We start from the raw sequence: 19,731 nt of genomic DNA, 5'->3' as shown, positions 1-19,731 counted from the left end.
CGCCAGCCGGCAGGTGGTCTGCTAGAAGCGTGGCGGCAGCGGGCTTCCGTCCAGGGAACGTTCCTCCACCAGTTTCCCGCCCAGAATTCGCTCGACGGCGGCCCGGCCGAAGACGCCCGATTCCTCGATCGTTTCATCGTCGGCGCTCGGAATGTCCTGCACGTAGACGGTGGTTGCGGCGGCCGCGCGGGCTGGGGCTTTCGCCCGGCCGGCTTCGGCTTCCGGGCTGTTCGACAGCCGCTGGTACAGGCTCTGCCGTCCCGTCGTAGTGGCAGCGTCGGGAACCGACGTCACCGCAGCGGCCGGGGCTGAGGGGGCCGCGGATGGCGCAGCAGCCTGCGGGCCGGCCGATGCCGGGCCCGGCGCAACTGCAGAAAATTGTTCCGACGTCAGTCCGGACGGTCCGGACACGACGCCCGCATATTCCGGGATCTGTGCCGCCGCCGGCTCGTAGTACACCGGCTCCGGTGCGGGCTCCGGTGCTGAGGGCTCGGCATCCGGCGTCGCGTGCCGGCCGACGTTGGACTCCGTGCCGATCGTCCATATGCCGGGCGACTGCTCGACGGCGCGGGCCCACGGGTCGGCCGATGGGTCGGCCGAGGTGTCCGGGCCTCCTGGCATGGCTCCGACCGCCGTGCCGGCGGCACGGGACGGCGCCGGCGCCGGAGATTTCCGGACAGGAGTTGGGGCTGGGGACTGGGCGGCGCGGCGCGGCGACGCGGCGGGGGAAGGGTCCCAGTCCATGGGGGGTTCTTCGTCCAGCGGCGGGGCGTCTTCATCCCGGGGCGGTCCCCAGTCGTCGTCAGGGTAGGCGTAGGATCCGGAAGGCTCCGAAGGGCCGTCCGGTCCGACGGCCTCGTCGGCGGCGCGAGCCTCAGTCCCGACTGCCGGCACCGGCGTCCGCGCTTCCGGTGCCGGAGCGGGGCGGCCGCCAGCCGGGCCCGGGGCCGGAGCAGGTTCCGCAGCCGGCGTGGGGGCCGCCGGAACAGGTACCGGCGCCGCCACTGGGACGGCTTCGGCGGATGCCTCGGACGGTGACGGTGACTCTGACGCAGGGGACTGGGGGGCCGGGCTCAGCCCCCAGGCGACGTCGGCCGACGTCGCCGGGGTCTCCGGGCTAGCGGGCGCTTTTGGGTTTGGCTCAGAGCTCGCTGGGCTGTTGCTGCCGCCGGCGACGGCCCTGATCTGGCAGTCGATACCGATCGTCTTGTGGATCGCCTGCCGGAGGTTCTCGGCGTGGTCGGCGCGGCCGAAGGCGCCTGCCAGGCCCGGAGTGGTGAACGCGAGAGTCAGGACGTGGTCCTCGAAATGGCCGACCTGGGCATTGGGCTCCACCAGCGCCCAGGTGCTGCGCTTGATCTTGGTGAGGGTTTGCAGGATGTCGGGCCAGGCACGGCGCAGGACCTCGACGTCGGCGCCCGGGCCGGACACCGGGCGGGCAACCGCGGCAGGTGCTGCGGCGGCCTCGGACCGTACAGGGGCGGACGGTGCTGCTGCTGCCGCTTCCGGAGCAGCAGCCGCTGGGGCAGCAGGAGGCGCCGGGGCGGGCTCGACGGGCGGGGCTGCAGGCGACGGCGCGGCATGTGACCGGGCCGCAGGCGACGACGTTGGGACGGACGCGAGCTGGCTGGCGGCCGCGGGCTCGTCCACGGGCCAGTCGCTGGTGCTGACCCGTGGCGCCGTCAGCGGTTCCCGGACAGGTTCGTCCCGCCGGGCCGGCGCGGCGTCGGGGCCAGCGGCCGGCGCCTGTGCGGCATGTGGCTGGTCAACGGGCGCTTGGTCAACTGGTGGCGGAACGGAAGCGGCGGTGGCGGCCGCGTCAGCAGGCGCCCCGGGAGACTGGGCAACGGGCACCTGGGGAACGGACTGCCGGGGGACAGGGGGCGCGGGCGGGGCCGACGCAACGGCGGGGGCACTGGCGAGGGGAGCCCCGACGTCGTTCCCGGCGTAGTTCAAACGGCGCTCGACGCGGTCGATCCGGGCCGCGATGCCGCGTTCGGTCTGTTCGGAACTGGGAAGCAGGATGCGGGCGCACAGCAGCTCCAGATGCAGGCGCGGCGAGGTGGCCCCGGTCATGTCCGTCAGCGCCGTGTTGGTGACGTCCGCGGCGCGGGAGAGCTCCGCCGCCCCGAGATTATGCGCCTGGTTCTGCATCCGGGCGATCTGGTCCGCCGGTATGCCGCGGAGGATGGACTGGGCGCTTTCTGGCATCGCCTGGACGATGATGAGGTCGCGGAAGCGCTCGAGCAGGTCTTCGACGAAGCGGCGTGGATCGTGGCCGGTCTGGATGACCCGGTCCACCGCGCGGAACACCGTGGCGGAGTCGGACGCTGCGACGGCCTCGACGACGTCGTCCAGCAGCGAGGCGTGCGTGTAGCCCAGGAGGGCGACCGCGAGCTCGTAGTCAAGGCCGTTTGGTCCGGCGCCGGCCATGAGCTGGTCCAGCACGGACAGGGAGTCACGGACGGAACCGCCGCCCGCGCGGATAACGAGCGAGAGCACCCCGGGCGCCACGGGGACGTTCTCCTGGGTGCAGAGCAGCTCCAGGTACGCCATGAGGGGCTCCGGGGGTACCAGCCGGAAGGGGTAGTGGTGCGTGCGGGAACGGATGGTGCCGATCACCTTGTCCGGCTCCGTGGTGGCGAAGATGAACTTGATGTGTTCCGGCGGCTCTTCGACGATCTTGAGCAGGGCGTTGAAGCCGGCCGAGGTGACCATGTGGGCTTCGTCGATGATGAAGATCTTGTAGCGGTCCCGGACCGGGGCGTACGTGGCCCGCTCGCGGAGGTCGCGGGCGTCGTCGACGCCGCCGTGGCTGGCGGCATCGATCTCGATGACATCCAGGGAGCCGGAACCGCCGCGGGCGAGCTCGACACAGCTGGGGCACTTGCCGCAGGGGGTGTCTGTGGGGCCCTCGGCGCAGTTCAGGCAGCGGGCGAGGATGCGGGCCGAGGTGGTTTTGCCGCAGCCGCGAGGGCCGGAAAAGAGGTAGGCGTGGTTGACGCGGTTCTTGCGCAGGGCCGTCATCAGCGGCTCGGTGACGTGTTCCTGCCCGATGACGTCCGCGAACGAATCGGGGCGGTATCGACGGTAGAGAGCGGTAGTAACAGTCACAGATTTAACCCTACCAATCGGCACAGACATAAAAGACCCCTCATGCACCCGCCAGAGCCCATTTACCCTTGCTACCTTCCGGTCCTGGGGGAGTTCAACAGGATGACGCCACATGAGGGGCCGTCAGCAAGTTTACCTGACGATTGAGTGTGCCCCGAATTGGCCTGTTTTCGCCCCGTTTCCCCGCTATCTCCGGCGGGACATGCTCATTTTTCGCGGGGCGGACTGGGCTGTTCGGCATTATGCACAGCCCTTGGCGGGAACGGGGGACATGTCCTTCGGGCGAGGCATACAGTGCGGGACATGCTCATTTTTCGCGGGGCGGACTGGGCTGTTCGGCATTATGCACAGCCCTTGGCGGGAACGGGGGACATGTCCTTCGGGCGAGGCATACAGTGCGGGACATGCCACTCTTCGCGGGGAGGACTGGGCTGTTTGGCATTATGTCCAGCCCTTGGCGAGACCCCGGGGCATGTCCTGCGCCCGGGTCGTGGACCGTGGGGCATGTCCGTTCTTTGCGCATCTTTGCGGGAAGGCCGGCGGGTGGGCGGGCGTGAGCAGGACAGTGCAACCCAGGGACGGGAGGGCTGCGCGCCCGGGTCGGTGCGGGGAGGATTATGTCCAGTCATCGCGCCCAGTGCGGGGCATGTCCCTTGGGCGAGGCATACAGTGCGGGACATGCTCATTCTTCGCGGGGAGGACTGGGCTGTTTGGCATTATGCCCAGCCCTGGGCTGGATCGTGGGGCATGTCCGGCGGTGAGGGCGTGGACCGTGGGACATGCCCATTCTTCGAGGGGGAGGAATGGGCTTTTTGGCATTATGTCCAGCCCTTGGCTGGAGCGTGGGGCATGTCCTGCGGGGAGGGCGTGGACCGCGGGGCATGTCCTGCGGAGGCGCCTCGGACCGGGCGGGGAGGGCTCAATTGGGCGATGCCGGAAAGTTCAGGTATTCTAGTATCTGCTTTTGATTCAGAAGCAACTGGAGAATTCGCCTAGCGGCCTATGGCGCACGCCTGGAACGCGTGTTGGGTTAACGCCCTCGGGGGTTCAAATCCCCCATTCTCCGCGGCTGGCCCCGGTCCATTGGACCGGGGCCTTTTTGCGTCCACAGGCTTGGGTTATGGGTTATAGGACAAAATGTGTGTCTGTTCTGGGCGTGTCAGTTGCGTGCTGCCCAGCTCTTACGGGCCCTGAGGTCGGGGGCGAGTAGCTTCGCCGGCGGGATTGGGCGCCGCGCGCCAGCGGCACCACATCACACTCCGTCTCAGGCCAGGTAGCCCAGCCGGCGCAGACGGGTCCGGGCGGCCTGTTCGCTCGGGCCCATCCGGCCCAGGGCAAGGTGCACCACGCCCAGGGTGACCCGCGTAGCCAGTCTCACAGGCAGCGGGATCGGGCCCAGCCGCGCGGTCCGGAGGCCCAGCATCTCGCGGTATTTGGGTTCGAGACTGGCCACGGCGGCCGCGAACAGGACCCGGTAGCCAGGCCTGAGCACCGGGTGGAGAGGCGGATCACGGATGAAAGCCACCGTCTCGGCGACCCTTTCATCACTGCGGAGCTCGCCGTCGTCGTACCAGCGGTCCAGTTGCTGCCGCATTTCCGCCTCGCTCAGAGGCGGGGCCTCCACGCCCATGAGCCTGCCGGCCTGGGCCCACTCACGGACATACGCGTCAGGTCCGCCCGGAATCGGCCGTCCCCACAGCTTGTGGGCCGAGAGGAAGGCGTCGGTGAAGGCAATGTGGACCCAGCGGAGCAGCTCGGGATCGTTGGCCGCGTACGAGCGCCTGACGCCGTGGCCGTCCACGAATTCCCCCCGGACCGTCTGGTGGAGCCGGAGCACCCAGTCTGAGGCCGCTCGGGCCGCGCCAGTGGAGCCGTAGGAAACGGTGAAAATCCAGCGGATGGTGCCCGCCAGCCGGCCCAGGGGGTCTTCGCGGAAGCGGGAGTGATCGTGGACCCCGGCCAGCGCCCCGGGATGGAGGGCCTGCATCAGCAGGGCCCGGATTCCCGCGACGATGGTTGGCATGTCCCCGTGCACGGTCCAGACCGCGGAGCCTGGCAAGTGGTAGCCGGCGTCGTCTCCCTCGGCAAGCCGGGGCACCCATTCAGGCACGGTGTCGCGCGTCCCGGTGAACGTTTGTTTGAGTTCCGCCTGCCATTCCCTGAGGACATTGCGCATCCTCCATTCTTACCCGGCTGCGGGGTCCTCGGCACCTGCAAGTCCGCGGCGGACTACTGGGCCGCCGTCGGCCCGCTACTCGGGACAGGCCCGGTTCCCCGGGTGCGGCCGCAAAAGGAGGCCACCGACGGTTCACAGACCCGGCGGTCTGTGGTCACATAGTGGGGTAAGTCCGTGAAGATTGGGGTCTGGCGGGCATATAGCGGGAGTCACATCGTGGGAAAACACTGGGGAAACTCATCGAGTGAGCAATCAACCAGGGCACGGACGATTGCCGTGCGCTGCGTTTCCGGAGGCCTCTGCCTGTCCCTGGCCGTTCTGACATTCGGCGGCTTTCAGGGACTGGGCGCCAGCGTGTCCTACGTTGCGCCCGTCGAAGTGCCGGCCGCCGGCGCCGTGGGACCTGAAACGCTCGACCCGGTTACCCAGCGGCCCGCGGCCGCGTCATCGGCGACTCCAGGAGCTGTGACCGCGGACCCCCAGGCGCTCGTGGCCTTCAGCAGGAGCACGGTGGAAACGGTGACCAAGGAAGGGGTTGGCGGCGAGCTCAATGTCGCCTCGGCGGGCCTGAGCCGGCCCGCGGCCGGGTTCCTCATGGCCCCCCTGGAAACCCTGGTGCCGTCCTCCCCGTTCGGACTGCGCACCAGCCCCCTGACGGGGGTTGCCGGCGAATTCCACTGGGGCCAGGACTTCGCCGCCGCCTGCGGCACCAGGGTCTACTCGGCCGACGCCGGTGTGGTGAGGGCCGTCGGGTGGCACCCGTGGGGCGGCGGGAACCGGGTGGAAATTGACCATGGCAACGGTCTCATCACCACGTACAACCACCTCCAGGGGATTGCCGTCAAGAAGGGCGACTCCGTGCGGGTGGGGGAGGTCATTGCCCTGGTCGGTACTACCGGCTCCTCAACCGGCTGCCACCTTCATTTCGAAACCATCCTCAACGGCGCTCACACCGACCCGATGGGCTGGAAGTTCATCCCCATCAAGCAGGTGGACCAGCTCGGCCCGATCGAACTGACCAGTTACGCGCCCGACGCCGGCAATCCAGCCAACGCAGGGCTTGGATGGGCGATTCCCGTCCGGGAGGACCTGACCCACGTGGTGGCCGGCGGTCTTCAAGAACAGCCTGCCGCTGTGGCGGCCAAGCCGTCCACGAGTCCCCCGACGCCGACGAAGACCGCCTCCCCGACGAAGACCGCCTCCCCGACGCCGACTGCCACCCCGACGCCGACGAAGACCGCCTCCCCGACGCCGACTGCCACCCCGACGCCGACGAAAACCGCCACCCCGACGCCGACCGCCACGCCTACGCCGACGCCGATGAAGACCGCCTCCGCGACGACGTCTGCACCGGCCCCGACAACCGCATCGGCTTCTCCCAGCGCGACCGAGGCCGCCGCCAAGACGTCGGCCCCGCCAGCCAAACCCCTGGCGCCGGCACCGGTCACCGCACCCACGGGGGACCCTGCGCCGGCCACCACCACGCAGTCCGCCACCACAAAAACCACGACAAAAACCACCGCAACGCCGACCGCAACGCCGACCCGCTAGCCGCCCGGCGGACTTTCCCGGAACACGCCTCCGGGTTCGGGGCAGGTGGCCAGCTTCGGCCCTCGACCCCTGCCCGGGAGGCACACCCATACCTGCACGCGTCGGCGCCGAATTACACTGGTGACCAGTTCCGGGCCCTGCTTCGGACCACCGACACCGCGAGGACGCACCCATGACCGCTCTGCACTCCATTCCCCTGACCCTCATCGACGGCACCGGGACCGACTTCGGCCGCTTCAAGGGGGAGGTGGTGCTGGTGGTGAACGTGGCATCACAGTGCGGTTTCACGCCCCAATACGCGGGGCTTGAGGCGCTGCACAACAAGTTCCGCGACCAGGGGTTTCAGGTCCTAGGCGTCCCGTGCAACCAGTTCGCGGGGCAGGAGCCCGGGCCCGACGCCGAGATCGCCGAATTCTGCCAGCGCAACTTCGGCGTGACCTTCCCGCTGACCGCCAAGGCCAACGTCCGGGGCAAGGACCAGCACCCGCTCTACGCCGAGCTCACCAAGTTCAAGAACGGGCTCCTGCCGGGCCTGGTGAAGTGGAACTTCGAGAAGTTCCTAGTGAACCGCGACGGCGACATCATCGCCCGCTTCGCACCCACGGTGGAGCCGGACGCACCGGAAATCATAGAAGCTGTCCAGTCGGCCCTCGGCTGAATCGGACGGCCCGGCTTCCAGAGGAAATCGACCCCTATCCCTAAGCATGCTTAGCGCCTAGACTGGCCAGACCCTCCAACATTCCGGGCATCCCCGCGGCACAGTCATCCCTGGCGGCAGACCGTCGGCAGTGCGGTCACGGTGCCCCTGTGGAGGGCGCATCAAAGAACTTCGTGAATCACACCAGGGCGCCCAGACCGGGGCTCGTGAATGCAGGAGGAAATAGATGACAGGGAACAAAGCCGTTGCCTACAAGGGGCCGGGCAAGGTCGAACTGATCGACATTGACTACCCCACCTTTGAACTCAAGGACGGTCCGGGGGTCAACCCCGCCAACGTGGGCCGTTCGGTGCGCCATGGCGTAATCCTCAAAACCGTTGCCACGAATATTTGCGGCTCAGACCAGCACATGGTCCGGGGGCGCACCACAGCTCCCCCCGACCTGGTGCTGGGCCACGAGATCACCGGCGAGGTGGTCGAAGTGGGGCCCGATGTTGAATTCATCAAAGTGGGGGACATCTGTTCCGTCCCCTTCAACATCGCCTGCGGGCGCTGCCGGAACTGCAAAGAGCGCAAGACCGGCATCTGCCTGAACGTTAATCCGGACCGTCCGGGTAGCGCCTACGGCTACGTGGACATGGGCGGCTGGGTAGGCGGCCAGGCCAACTACGTCCTTGTGCCGTATGCCGACTGGAACCTGTTGAAGTTCCCGGACAAGGATCAGGCCCTCGAAAAGATGATGGACCTGACCATGCTCTCGGACATCTTCCCGACCGGATTCCATGGCGCGGTCACCGCAGGCGTCGGCGTCGGGTCCACCGTATATGTGGCCGGCGCAGGGCCTGTGGGACTCGCCGCGGCGACCAGTGCCCAGCTCCTGGGTGCCGCCGTCGTGATTGTGGGTGACATGAACGCGGACCGCCTGGCGCAGGCACGCAGCTTCGGCTGCGAGACCATCGACCTAAGCAAGGGCGGTCCGGCCGAGCAAATCGAGCAGCTTCTGGGCGTACCGGAAGTCGATTGTGGCGTGGACGCGGTGGGATTTGAGGCCAAGGGTCACGGGGCCGGGGCGCATGAAGCCCCCGCTACCGTCCTGAACTCGCTGATGGAAGTGACGGCCGCCGGCGGCGCCCTGGGTATTCCGGGGCTCTACGTCACCGGTGATCCGGGCGGCGTGGACGAGGCCGCGAAGAAGGGCTCTCTCTCGCTCAGCCTTGGAACGGGCTGGGCAAAGTCGCTCAGCTTCACCACGGGACAGTGTCCAGTCATGAAGTACAACCGGCAGCTGATGATGGCCATCCTGCATGACAAGGTGCACATCGCCAAGAACGTCAACGCGAAAGCGATTGCCCTGGAGGATGCTCCGAAAGGTTACGCCGAATTCGACGCCGGCGCGGCGACGAAGTTCGTGCTCAACCCCAATGGGTATCTGAGCTAGCAGGCCCGGAACCCGGCGGCACTGCCGTTGCCCCGCTGAGCTGGGCTTCGGTGTGCCGCCGGGCTGCCTCCGCCTTAATATGCCGTCTGGAGCATGTGAGGGGCGGCCATCTGTTAACCTGCGATTTTTGAATATGCGTGACCGAGTTTTTACATTGTTTGCCCAATGTCTGGTTGGATAGTCCTTACTGAGAGGGACACTGGAGGCACCGCTTCCACCCAACCAAGAAGGTAGCAATGGAGCGCATCGAGGCCGAGCACCCCCGGCCACGTCATTTCCTACTTCATCTGAGCGACCCCCACCTGCTGGGGGGTCCGCAACCCCTGTACGGCGTCGTTGACAGCGAAGCCCTGCTCCAGCAACTCTTCGACGAGGTCCACGCCTCAGGTGCACGCCCCGAAGCCGTGATCTTCACCGGCGACCTCGCCGACCTCGGCGAACCGGAAGCCTACGCCAAGCTCCGTGCCATCGTGGAGCCTGCGTGCAAGGCCATGGGAGCGAAGGTCATCTGGGCGATGGGCAATCACGACGACCGGGCCAATTTCCGGGCCGGGCTCCTGGACCAGGCCGACAACGACGCCCCGGTGGATCACAGCTACTTCGTCAACGGGCTGCGCATCATCACCCTGGACACCTCCGTGCCCGGCTTCCACCATGGCGAACTGAGCCAGGACCAGCTGGACTGGCTCGCCGCCGAACTCGCCACCCCGGCCCCGGACGGGACCATCCTCGCCCTGCACCACCCGCCGGTACCGTCCGTGCTGGACCTTGCCGTGCTGGTGGAACTCCGGGGACAGTCGGCGCTTGCTGGAGTCCTGCGCAACTCCGATGTCCGTGCCATCCTGGGCGGTCACCTGCACTACTCGACCACCGCAACGTTCGCCGGCATCCCCGTGTCCGTGGCATCTGCGACGTGCTACACACAGGACCTGAATGTTGCTGTGGGCGGCACACGCGGGCGCGACGGCGGGCAGGCGTTCAACCTGGTCCATGTCTACGAGCACACGATCGTGCACTCCGTGGTGCTGCTTGGCGACACCCCGGCAGTCGGCGAACTCGTCCCTCCGGCAGAAGTCCAGCGGCGGCTCGCGGCCGCGGGGATCACCATTCCGGAGCAGGCCCAGCTCGAAGCGCCGTCCCGGACGCCGGCGCACCGCAGGTACACCACCCTGAACTGATTCGCCGCACTGCTGGTTCACCGGTCTGCGGGCACAGCCCGCAACTCTTGCCCCGCGGTTCGCCCCGGGCCGCTGCTCCCTTGGCTACTTTTCCCAGGGCGCCTTGATGGGGTAGTACTTCTCCAGGAAATCCGTGACCAGTTCGGCGCGCTCTTCCGCCGGGACTTCCGGGAAGCTGCCGTCGTTGAGGCAGAAGAAGTCCATGTTCCGCTTGGCCAGGAGCTTGGGCAGGTAGTTCAGTCCTGCCCGGGCTGTGGTGTCCACATACTTCACCTTGGCAGCCGTCTGGGTCACGGCGCGGCCCGTGAGCAGCGCGTAGTAGTGGTAGAACGAGTTGGTCACGGAGATGTTGTCCGCGGCCCGGAACGTGCTCGCGGCGGTCTTGGCGAACTCGGCCGGGAACTCCTGTTCCATTTGCTCCACTACGCTGCGCCGCAAGGGGGCCGCCGTGTGCTCCAGGTGCCGGGTGGTGATGCGCCCGAAGCGGTCCCAGAGCAGCTTGCGGTTCACCCGGGCGGCGTTCTCAAAGCCGCTGCGTTCGGCGTCGTTGTCGCCCAGCCCGATCCGCGTCTCGGCCTCAATAAACTTCGTAATCCCGCCCGGGGTGAAGAACATGTCCGGTCCCACGGCCCGGCCAAAGAACATGTCGTCATTGGAATACAGGAAGTGCTCGGAGAGCCCCTCGATGTGGTGCAGCTGGCACTCCACGGCCTGCGAATTGTGCGTCGGGAGGACCGAGGGGTCGGCGAAGAACTCTTCGCTGCGGACAATCGTGACGCTCGGGTGGTCCGCCAGCCATGCCGGTGCGGGGGAGTCGGTGGCGATGAAGATCCTGCGGATCCACGGCGCAAACATGTAGACCGAGCGCAGGGCGTACTTGAGCTCGTCGATCTGGCGGAAGCGGGCCTCGTGGTCATCGCCCTCGCCCACCACGACGCCGGCCATCCGGGCCCGACGGGCCGCGATGTACTCGGGGGAACTTCCGTCCACCCAGGAGAACACGAGGTCGATGTCGAAGCTGATGTCGCTGGCGTGGTCCGCGAACATGTTCTCGATGGTGGGCCATGTGTGGCCGTAGCGTTCCACTGTGCCGCGCACGGCGTCCTGGGCGAGCAGGGTGCGGCGCGTCAGGGAGTTCTCGATCGGGAGGATCAGCTGGTCGCCTTCGAAGCTCCAGAGCTCCAGCTGGACGCCGGCGGAAGCGCCGAACTCGAAGCCGCCCTCCGGTTCCACCCGGGGGCGGTACAGCCGGAAGATCCGGGCCTGGCGGTTCGGCGAGAGTTCGCCGTCGGCCACCAGCACGGAGGACTTCTTCTTTGCGTCCACGCTCATGGAGTAGAAGGGCTCGTCGCGGCACGCTTCGACGAGGGCGTCGCGCAGCACCTTGCGGTCCTTCCAGTCGACGGCGATCACCGGGCGGTGGTTGTTGCCGCGGACCAGCAGGTAGCCGAGGCCTGCGCCGGCCAGAACTGACCGCAGGAACATGAGGTCTTCGACCATGGCCTGATACGGCGTGCGGTTCTCATTGATCAGCGCATACCGGCCGCGGTGGCGGACGACGTCGGAGCGGGTCCGGAATCTGGCGACTGCGGCCGCCGACGTGACCTCGGCGTGGGCGTCCTCGGATGCCTGGCTGCCATAGTAAATCTCGTCTTGGATCGCTGCGTCGGTGATGTCGGATCTCCCGTTTCTTTGAGTGCGTTGATATCTACTTGCATGATAACGCGGCCCTCAAAATTGCCGCGGAATCCCGCTCGCACCGGGCGCGTGTGTGGCCGCGCAGAAAGCGGCGGCAGCGGACCTCAGCCGGTGACGACGGCCAGCCAGTGGCGCAGGAAGGCGGCACCGGCGTCGTCGTGGATCACGTCCTCGCCGAGCCCGAGGTCGGCAGCGGTGAGGACCTCGTAGGGTTTGACCGGGATGCCGTCCGCCGGCCGGACGTCCACATGCTTCACGGCGTGGTCATTGTGGTGCAGCCAGTCGGCCATGGCGTAGTCCGTGCGGGAGTCGCCCACCGTGCGCCAGGCCTGCGGTGTGATGCCCTGGGCGGCCAGGAACTCCACCGCCCGGCTGGCGCCCAGATCCTTGCCCAGCCGCACCGACTCGATATCGGTGGAGATGATGGTCGGGTCGACGCGGAAGTCGATCTGGTCATCCGAATCGGGGACGTGGTGGTCCAGCCGCACCACGCCGAGCCCGTGCCGGGCCATGAGGTTCATGGCGTCGGCGTCGAAGAGTTCCTGCTCGGCCCGGTAGTCCGGGTTGGCGACGGCGATATGCTGCTCCACGGAGACCATGGCGCGCTTGGTTTCGTCGTAGAACATGTGGGCGGAGTAGTCCTCGGCGACCAGGCGGCGGACGTCGTCGCCGAAGGCCTGCGGGATGGCGAGCTCGCGGTCGACGTGGACAGTGCCGGGGCCTTCGGCCGTGTAGCTGAACCAGACGGCGCCCTTTTCGCAAATGGCGTGGATGACGGTGCCGGCGGGCATGCCGGCGGCGATCATCGGTTCCATGACCTGCTCGCGGATGAACGTGTCCGATCGCCCGGTGTTGAAGATGACCGGTACGCCGGCGGCGGCCAGGGCCAACAGGTCCGCAATGATGCCGGGCTGCACATCGCGGGTGACCGGGCTCGCGACCGGACCGTCGACGTCGAGCAGCAGCGCCAGCACAGGGGAAGTCTCGGGTGAAGTCATACCGCTATTCTGTCAGCCGTCGGGAACCTTTGCGTGAAGTGTGGAGAAGATCGATGGCCGTGCGCCGGATGTGTCAATGCGGCCTGTGACAAATGGTTACCGTTTGGCCACAACCTCACGCCGGTCCGGGACTTTCATTCCTTTGCGCGTACAAGTTCCTTAGGCTGGCATGGTGATATTCAAAGCTGTGGGCGAGGGACGCCCGTACCCCGACCATGGTTACAACACGCCCAAGGACTGGGCGGCCCTGCCGCCGCGTCCGGTCCGGCTTGATGAGCTCGTGACCACCAAGCGCACGCTGGACCTCGAAGCTCTGCTGGCCGAGGACTCCACTTTCTTCGGTGACCTCTTTCCGCACGTCGTGGAGTACCGCGGCGTGCTTTACCTTGAAGACGGCCTGCACCGGGCAGTCCGGACCGCCTTGCACCAGCGCACCGCTATCCACGCGCGGGTCCTCGTGATAAATGGCTAGGAAGCGGGCTGACTCGACGGTCCTGCACGGGCACCGCGTCGTGAGTGGCTCCGAGCTGCGGGCCACGTTCGTGGAGGAGGACGGTGCGGGGGACGACCCCGTCCGGCTGCGCCGCAGGATCCTGCACGGCGTCGTGCTGGTGATGCTGGTCGGCGTGATCGTGGCGGCGATCGTGGTGGCGCTCGCCATCATGAACGGCCAGATCAAGATTGCCACGGCGGAACGGAGCAAGGCGCCAGTGTCGGTGTGCCCGGCGGCCACCTTCGACTACACGCCGCCGGAGAAGATCAACCTCAACATCTACAACTCCACGAGCCGGCCCGGACTGGCGCGGAGCGTCGCCGACCAGCTTGCCGCCCGGAAGTTCATCGTGGGCGCCGTGGGGAACACGACGTCGAGCTACCGCGGCGTGGCGCTGATCGTCTCCGGCGCCGCCGGACAGTCGGCCGCCTTCAGCGTCCAGCGCAACCTGCCGGGCTCGGACTATTTCCAGGACAACCGCACGGATCCCAGCGTGGATGTCATCCTGACCGGCGACTTCAAGGAACTGGCCAAGCCGGAACTCGTGGACCAGACGCCGGGCCAGCTCAGCTGCCCCCGCGAGAACCGGCGCATCGTGGATGAGAGCACCTGGCCGATTGCGCCGTCGGCGACGCCGACGGCCGGGTAGGCGCCGCCGCTTAGCTGCCGCGGCGGACCGGCCGGCCGGCGTCGTCGAACCTGGCCCCCGCGCCGAGCTGGATGAACCGCACCGTCCGGGCGAGCCGGGCCTCGGCCTCGGCGTCCTGGCCGGCACCGTCGCCCCGGGCCGCGCTCGAGGAGAGTGTGCCGTGGATGAGCTGGGCCAGCTGGGCGATGTCCGACTCGGGAAGGTAGCCCTGGGCCATGCCGTCGCGCAGGATGCCTTGCAGGAGCACGCTGAGCTCGCCCACGTGGTCGGCGAGTTTAGCGAACGACGACGGCGAGAGCACTGCCGCCATGGCCGGCCCGGGCGGCAGGTGGCGCCGGCTCAGGTCCTCCACCTGGGCCCGGACGTAAACAGCCAGCCGCTCTACCGGGTTCTCCAGCGAATCCAGCGACTCGCGCAGGTCGACCAGGAACCGCTCGGTCTCGTCCAGGGCGTACGCGATGAGGAGCTCTTCGATGTCCGCATAGTAGTTATAGACGGCCGTCCGGCCGATCCGGGCGTGGCGCGCGACATCGGTCATGGTCAGGCCGGGCAGCCCGTGGGTGAACAGGAGTTCCCCGAATGCGGTCAGGATGCGGCGCTGGGTCTCGGCACGTTGGGCGGCGTTACTCGCGGCCGAAATCCTAGGCATACGGACACTTTAGCGCGATCTGTCACCAAATCGGGCGGGTGGGAGGCTGCGACACGGCCGGGCACGCTCAGTTCCGCGGAAGTCATGCCGGCCGGCGCACCATCTACGGAGCAGCCAGACGCGAAGTCAGGGTCGAGTCTTGCCGGCGGGCGAGAACGACGTGCTCACCACCCGGCCGTGCCCGGGCCACCCTTGAACGGGCCAACGATCTGTCTGGTGATCCAACCGCCGTAGAAGTCACCCTCCTGGAAGGTCACCTGCTCGCCGTTGACCTCGCAGGAGTCCATGCGCTCCGGGTAGAGGGCCACTCGGGTACTGAGCGCCTCGAACCCCCGGGTGGGTTCCGGGTAGGTCCACCCGGCACGGGGAACGACGACTCCGCCGGCAACGACGTCGAAGTAATGCGCTTCTCCCTTGAACTCGCAGAAGCTGGTGCCCCGGACAGGGACGAGAACACCGGCAGGGAATGCGTCCAATGGCAAGTAGTAGACGGGGGGATGACTCGTCTCCAGGACGCGCACTGCATCGGTCGTGTCGGCAATCACCTGCCCGCCAAGCCGCACCATGACCCGTTCCGATCGCGGCTCGACCCTTGGCGGCCGCGGGTAGTCCCACACCGATTCTTGACCGGCGTTGGGTTTGATGGGCTGGGGACGCCGAAAGAAGCCGGAAAATCCTCGAGCAGAAGTCATGTCCCCATGGTGCCATCTAATGTGGCGGGCGTACGCGGTGGAGGACGAAAAGCCGGACGGGTAAACCTTCGCACGCACCGCCCCGGTGGCCTCCGTTGAGCGCGAAAACGCCACCTGGCTCGCGAACGATCAGCGCCGGGCGGTACGGTCGAATGCTTCACTCATAGATGGTCGGGATGGCCGGTTCGCCGGGCTGCAGCCGGTCCACGACCCGGGGCAGCTCCGCCATGGAGGCCGTGTGCCGCTCCCGCGCCCGCCCCACCGCGTCCGGCCCGGTCCAGCCGGGCAGGAGTTCGCCGTCCTTCATGAACTGCTGCAGGAGCGGTCGGCCGTTCTTGCCGTCCGTCGGCGGATGGCCCACGCCGAGGACCTCATGGGTGGCGGTGCCGCGGTCATCTAGGCGGCGTACGGCGAACTTGCGGCCGCCCACGTTGATTTTGTCCTTGGAGGTCTTCGCAACGGCAACGAGCCCGCCGGAGTCACCGGCCCGGCTCACCAGCTTGTAGACCATGCCGGCCGTGGGCGCCCCGGAACCGGTCACCAGCGATGTGCCGATCCCGTACGAATCGGCCGGCGCTGCCCGGAGCGCGGCGACGGAGAACTCGTCCAGGTCCGAGGTCACCACGATCCTGGTGTGCACATTGCCGAGGCTGTCCAGAAGTTCGCGGACCCAGTGTGCCTGGGCCACGAGGTCTCCAGAGTCCAGCCGGATGGCCCCGAGCTTGTCTCCGGCGAGGTCGACGGCGGTGCGGACGGCCGCTTCGACGTCGTACGTGTCCACGAGCAGCGTGGTGCCTGCCCCCAGCGAGGCAAGCTGCGCCGCGAAGGCGTCGCGCTCGGAGTCGTGGACCAGCGTGAAGGAGTGGGCCGCGGTGCCGACGGTCCGGAGGCCGTAGCGCCGGCCGGCGGCCAGGTTGGACGTGCCGGAAAAGCCCGCGATCACGGCCGCGCGGGCCGCCGCGGCGGCCGCTTCCTCGTGCGTGCGGCGGGACCCCATCTCAATGCAGGGCCTGCCGCCCGCGGCACTGGTCATCCGGGACGCGGCCGAGGCGATGGCGCTGTCGTGGTTCAGCACCGACAGGACGTAGGTCTCCAGGACGCAGGCCTCGGCGAAGGTCGATTCCACGATCAGGACGGGGGAGTGCGGGAAGTAGGCCTCGCCTTCCGGGTAGCCCCAGATGTCGCCGGAGAACCGGAAGGCGGACAGGTGCTCCAGCGTGTCCTCATTGACCACCCCGGTGCCGGCCAGGAAATCGAGGTCGTCCTGGTCGAAGCGGAAGTCCGCGATGCCTTCAAGGAGCCGGCCGGTGCCGGCCACGATCCCGTACCGGCGCCCGGCCGGGAGCCCGCGGGCAAAGGCCTGGAAGACGGACCGGCGGTGTGCCGCCCCGGAGTGGAGCGCCGCCTGGAACATGGTCAGCTCGTAGTGATCGGTAAACAGGGAGGTCCGGGATCCGTCCGGTCCGGCCGAAGTGTCCATGATTCACTCTAGGCCGGGGATCGCAGTGACGGCCCCGAATTCGCCGGAATCCTGCGGGGTCGCCGGAAACTTCCGGCGAACCCGGGCGTTTCCGGCGAATTCGACGGCGTCGGACTCAGGCGGTGCGGCTCAGACGCTGCAGCCGTCGGGGCCGCAGGCGCCGGACGCCGCAGAAGCATCCCCTTCGGCGGCATCCGCAGCCTCCGTGCCGGCGGCGCCCACCATGACCAGCGGGTGGCTGTCCTGCCAGGCCTGCTCAAGGGCGGCGCTGAACGTGTCTGCCGGCTGGGCGCCGGAGAGCCCGAACTTCCGGTCGATCACGAAGAACGGGACGCCGCTGATGCCCAGGACCCGGGCCTCCGCGAAATCGTTCCGGACGTCGTCGGCGTAGGCGTCCGTGCTGAACAGCTCCGCGAGGTCGCCGGCGTCGAGCCCGAGGTCCAGGCCCAGAGCGGTCAGGTACTCCTGGCTGCCAATGTCTTTGCCGTGTTCGAAGTGGTCGCTGAGCAGGCGTTCCTTTGCGGCGTCCTGCTTGCCGTGGGCGGCGGCGAGGTGGATCAGCCGGTGGGCCGTGAAGCTGTTGGCCACCACGACGGCGTCGAACCGGTAGTTCAGTCCCTCGCCCTTGGCCTGGGCGGCGACGTGCTCGAACATCTGGGACACCTGCTCCGGAGCCATGCCCTTGCGGGTGCTCAGGTAGTCCAGTTCGGTGCCGTCGTAGTGCTCCGGGAGCGTGGGGTCCAGCTGGTAGCTGCGCCACTGCACCTCCACGGCATCACGGTGCGGGAAGGCCGCGAGGGCGGTTTCGAAACGGCGTTTGCCGATGTAGCACCAGGGGCAGGCGACGTCGGACCAGATCTCAATCTTCATGCCGGCGACAACCGCGACGGCGGCAGGTCCATTCCCCGACGGCGTGTCGGCTTCGTCACGGGCTGTTCAAGGCTTGGACATGGACATGCACATGCACATGGACATGGACATGGGCCGGCCACGGCAGGACATGGACTTGGACATGGGCAGGCCGCGCGGCCCGGGCCTTCGCTAAAGGCCCGCGGTCACGGCGTGAGCCGGCGTTCCATGACGAAGTCGTGCTCCACGGTGTCGCCCAGCTGGAAGGACTTGGTGCCGACCTTGCGGAAGCCGGACTTCTCGTAGAACCGGATGGCCCGGGCGTTCTGGCTGTTCACGCCGAGCCACAGTCCGCGGGCACCCGCCGCCACGGCCGCGGCGATGCTGGCGTGCATCAGTTCGGCGGCGGAGCCCAGTCCGTGGTGGTCCGGGTGGACGTAGCACTTGCTGAGTTCGGTGCACGGCAGCTCGGCCAGGACTGCGGCCACCTCCGGGTCCCGGGCGGGGCGGGCCACCAGCAGGCTGTAGCCGCGGAGCTCGCCGTCGGCGTCGATCACCAGCACCGTGACCGCCGGATCGGCCAGATAGGCCCGGAAATTGGCCTCGCTCAGGGTGTTGGCCAGATGGGCCGCGATGTCCTCCGGCCGGGATTCCGGCGGGCACGCGAGCGGGAAGGTGACGGCAGCAAGCGCCGCCAGCCTCCCGGCGTCGTCCGCGGTTGCTGTCCGGATCTGGTGCGTCATAGCTAAAACCCTAGTCCGCCGCGGAGCCCGGGCATCAATGGCGTGGTTGCCGGGCAGAGCTACCTATCAGATGGTGTAGCGAAGGATTCCGACCGCCTCCACGTTTTCCGGCAGATCGGAGCGGCGCACGGCCAGGACCCGGGCGCCCGCGCCGAGGGCCCGGCGCGCGATTTCCTCAACCACGTCCTGCCCGGTGTCCCCGTCGAGGGTGAGCGCGCCGTCGTCTCCGACAGCACCGTTGACTTGTGCATCCATGTCCACGGCGAGCGTCGCAATGGCGCCGAAGGCGGCGGCCCGAGCCAGGTCGCTGAGGTCGGTCGTGCCACGGCCGTTGGAACGACGCTCCTCGAACGTCGTTTGCAGAGCAACAAGGTCGGCCGCGTAGATCCGGTCGAGCACACCACGCGCCGCTTCCGCCAGTTGGGCCGGTGTCAGTTCATCGGGGTTTCCCTCGATGACTTCGGACGCAAGGTGTGCGTAGCCTGTGAGGTTGCGGTAGATGCTGGTGAGTGGTTCCGTCGCAGCGATCACCAGCGGGAGGGAATTCCCGTTTAAGAGTGGACGAAGCGCATGGTCGACGGAACGGGCATATTGGGTCAGCCGTACCTTTCGTCCCTCGTCGCCCTGCAGCCGGCCGGATGCGGAGCGGCCGCCTATCGATTCGAGCCCGACGGCACTTGCTGCATCCCGGGGCATGCCCGGTACCGTGACCTCCTCTGCCGGCCGGTCCGCCGTGACCTCAATGAGCCGCGCCCCGTTCTGTGAGATTGCGAGCACGAGCGCCGCGTTCGGGAAGGTGAGGGCGCGAAGCAGCGGGGTGATGGCGAAGCGGTCGGACACGCTCACGTGGTCCTCGAGATCGTTGGGCAAACGGAACTCAAGAATTGATGTCGGGGTAACGAAGATGGCCACGCTCCGCCCCATGTCAAACCAGAACTCGGGAGATCCCAGCAGCTCGTCGAGAAAGGTTTCTATCGCGGCCACTGCGTCGTTGTTTCCCCCTTGGCGGAGCTGTTCGACGGCGGAACTGAACAAGGACCGGGCTCTGGACTGATTGTCCTCCGAATGGGCCGGGACGCTGCTCGTCGAAAGATACACGGTGACGCTGTGTGGATCGCGCGCGGCGGCCAGACGTTCCACGTCGTACCGGGTCGGCATATCGATGTGCATGGGGGTGCTCCTTTTTGCTATCTCTCCGCTGGGTCGCACGAGGAGGGGGATTTTCCTGCACCTACTCGATGCGCAAAGCCGCACCGAGGGTCAGCAATACCGGACCAGCTCAGCATCGGACCCCGCGGAGTCCCGTGTCAACAGTCGGCGGAACTTGCAGTACGGAGGTGTTCGGCGCCGATAGCCAGTTCGGCC

At 67.7% G+C, this 19,731-nt stretch carries 16 protein-coding genes, 1 tRNA gene and 1 other RNA gene; 7 read left to right on the top strand and 11 right to left on the bottom strand.

The annotated features are described in order from the left end of the window. Positions 1–21: 21 nt before the first annotated feature. Both C9424_RS12490 and ffs read right to left on the bottom strand, forming a co-directional pair. Positions 22–3,144: a DNA polymerase III subunit gamma and tau gene (locus C9424_RS12490; RefSeq protein ID WP_116767147.1), complete on the bottom strand. Its 3,123-nt coding sequence runs from the start codon at positions 3,142–3,144 to the stop codon at positions 22–24. After that, positions 3,143–3,239, bottom strand: an RNA gene (gene ffs, locus C9424_RS12485) — signal recognition particle sRNA small type. Before ffs ends, C9424_RS12490 begins: the two co-directional genes overlap by 2 nt. Positions 3,240–4,095: 856 nt before the next feature. Between ffs and C9424_RS12480 the strand changes: the two genes are divergently transcribed. Beyond that, a tRNA-Ser gene (locus C9424_RS12480) sits at positions 4,096–4,180 on the top strand. 198 nt (positions 4,181–4,378) lie between these two features. Here the strand turns inward: C9424_RS12480 and C9424_RS12475 are convergent. Beyond that, positions 4,379–5,290, bottom strand: coding sequence for an oxygenase MpaB family protein (locus C9424_RS12475; RefSeq protein WP_116767146.1), 912 nt, complete (start codon positions 5,288–5,290; stop codon positions 4,379–4,381). A 276-nt stretch (positions 5,291–5,566) separates the two neighbouring features. Here C9424_RS12475 and C9424_RS12470 point away from each other — a divergent pair, with 276 nt between their 5' ends. The 4 genes from C9424_RS12470 (at position 5,567) to C9424_RS12455 (ending at position 10,115) form a co-directional block, all read left to right on the top strand. After that, the gene (locus C9424_RS12470; protein ID WP_237563427.1) at positions 5,567–6,841 is read left to right on the top strand and encodes a M23 family metallopeptidase; all 1,275 of its coding nucleotides are present in this window, start codon (positions 5,567–5,569) and stop codon (positions 6,839–6,841) included. A gap of 172 nt (positions 6,842–7,013) precedes the next feature. Further along, positions 7,014–7,499, top strand: a complete 486-nt coding sequence (locus C9424_RS12465; protein WP_116767144.1) for a glutathione peroxidase — start codon at positions 7,014–7,016, stop codon at positions 7,497–7,499. Positions 7,500–7,725: 226 nt separating this feature from the next. Continuing rightward, a complete protein-coding gene (gene fdhA, locus C9424_RS12460; RefSeq protein ID WP_091255643.1) occupies positions 7,726–8,937 on the top strand; it encodes a formaldehyde dehydrogenase, glutathione-independent in 1,212 nt (403 codons plus the stop codon). A 236-nt stretch (positions 8,938–9,173) separates the two neighbouring features. Further along, positions 9,174–10,115 (top strand): phosphodiesterase, encoded by a 942-nt coding sequence (locus C9424_RS12455; RefSeq protein WP_116767143.1) that lies wholly within the window; start codon positions 9,174–9,176, stop codon positions 10,113–10,115. An 84-nt stretch (positions 10,116–10,199) separates the two neighbouring features. On the opposite strand, the gene C9424_RS12450 is transcribed toward C9424_RS12455, so the two are convergent. Then, a complete protein-coding gene (locus C9424_RS12450) occupies positions 10,200–11,615 on the bottom strand; it encodes a stealth family protein (protein WP_091255647.1) in 1,416 nt (471 codons plus the stop codon). Positions 11,616–11,917: 302 nt separating this feature from the next. Then, the gene (locus C9424_RS12445; protein WP_116767142.1) at positions 11,918–12,811 is read right to left on the bottom strand and encodes a hypothetical protein; all 894 of its coding nucleotides are present in this window, start codon (positions 12,809–12,811) and stop codon (positions 11,918–11,920) included. A 172-nt stretch (positions 12,812–12,983) separates the two neighbouring features. Here C9424_RS12445 and C9424_RS12440 point away from each other — a divergent pair, with 172 nt between their 5' ends. Beyond that, the gene (locus C9424_RS12440) at positions 12,984–13,283 is read left to right on the top strand and encodes a type II toxin-antitoxin system VapB family antitoxin (protein ID WP_120954228.1); all 300 of its coding nucleotides are present in this window, start codon (positions 12,984–12,986) and stop codon (positions 13,281–13,283) included. Continuing rightward, positions 13,276–13,953 (top strand): LytR C-terminal domain-containing protein, encoded by a 678-nt coding sequence (locus C9424_RS12435; protein WP_116767141.1) that lies wholly within the window; start codon positions 13,276–13,278, stop codon positions 13,951–13,953. The genes C9424_RS12440 and C9424_RS12435 overlap by 8 nt, the downstream gene beginning before the upstream one ends. Positions 13,954–13,963: 10 nt before the next feature. Here C9424_RS12435 and C9424_RS12430 read toward each other — a convergent pair whose 3' ends face one another. From C9424_RS12430 to C9424_RS12405, 6 genes are all read right to left on the bottom strand, one after another. Next, positions 13,964–14,602, bottom strand: coding sequence for a TetR/AcrR family transcriptional regulator (locus tag C9424_RS12430; RefSeq protein WP_116767140.1), 639 nt, complete (start codon positions 14,600–14,602; stop codon positions 13,964–13,966). A 164-nt stretch (positions 14,603–14,766) separates the two neighbouring features. Then, positions 14,767–15,294 carry a DUF427 domain-containing protein gene (locus C9424_RS12425; RefSeq protein WP_202615850.1) on the bottom strand — a complete coding sequence of 176 codons (528 nt, stop codon included), beginning with the start codon at positions 15,292–15,294 and terminating at the stop codon, positions 14,767–14,769. A gap of 157 nt (positions 15,295–15,451) precedes the next feature. Further along, entirely contained in the window at positions 15,452–16,774 is a 1,323-nt protein-coding gene (locus tag C9424_RS12420) for a nicotinate phosphoribosyltransferase (protein WP_116767139.1), read from the bottom strand. Positions 16,775–16,903: 129 nt separating this feature from the next. After that, entirely contained in the window at positions 16,904–17,644 is a 741-nt protein-coding gene (locus C9424_RS12415) for a DsbA family oxidoreductase (protein WP_116767138.1), read from the bottom strand. Positions 17,645–17,829: 185 nt separating this feature from the next. Further along, positions 17,830–18,366: a GNAT family N-acetyltransferase gene (locus tag C9424_RS12410; RefSeq protein WP_116767137.1), complete on the bottom strand. Its 537-nt coding sequence runs from the start codon at positions 18,364–18,366 to the stop codon at positions 17,830–17,832. A gap of 66 nt (positions 18,367–18,432) precedes the next feature. After that, the gene (locus tag C9424_RS12405) at positions 18,433–19,536 is read right to left on the bottom strand and encodes a baeRF11 domain-containing protein (RefSeq protein WP_116767136.1); all 1,104 of its coding nucleotides are present in this window, start codon (positions 19,534–19,536) and stop codon (positions 18,433–18,435) included. Between the last annotated feature and the right edge of the window lie 195 nt (positions 19,537–19,731).

Origin of the sequence: Arthrobacter sp. H-02-3 (assembly GCF_003097355.1) — a bacterium.
Classification (GTDB): Bacteria; Actinomycetota; Actinomycetes; order Actinomycetales; family Micrococcaceae; genus Arthrobacter; species Arthrobacter humicola.
The sequence above is the reverse complement of the archived record's forward strand: the minus strand, read 5'-3'. Positions and strand labels throughout refer to the sequence as shown.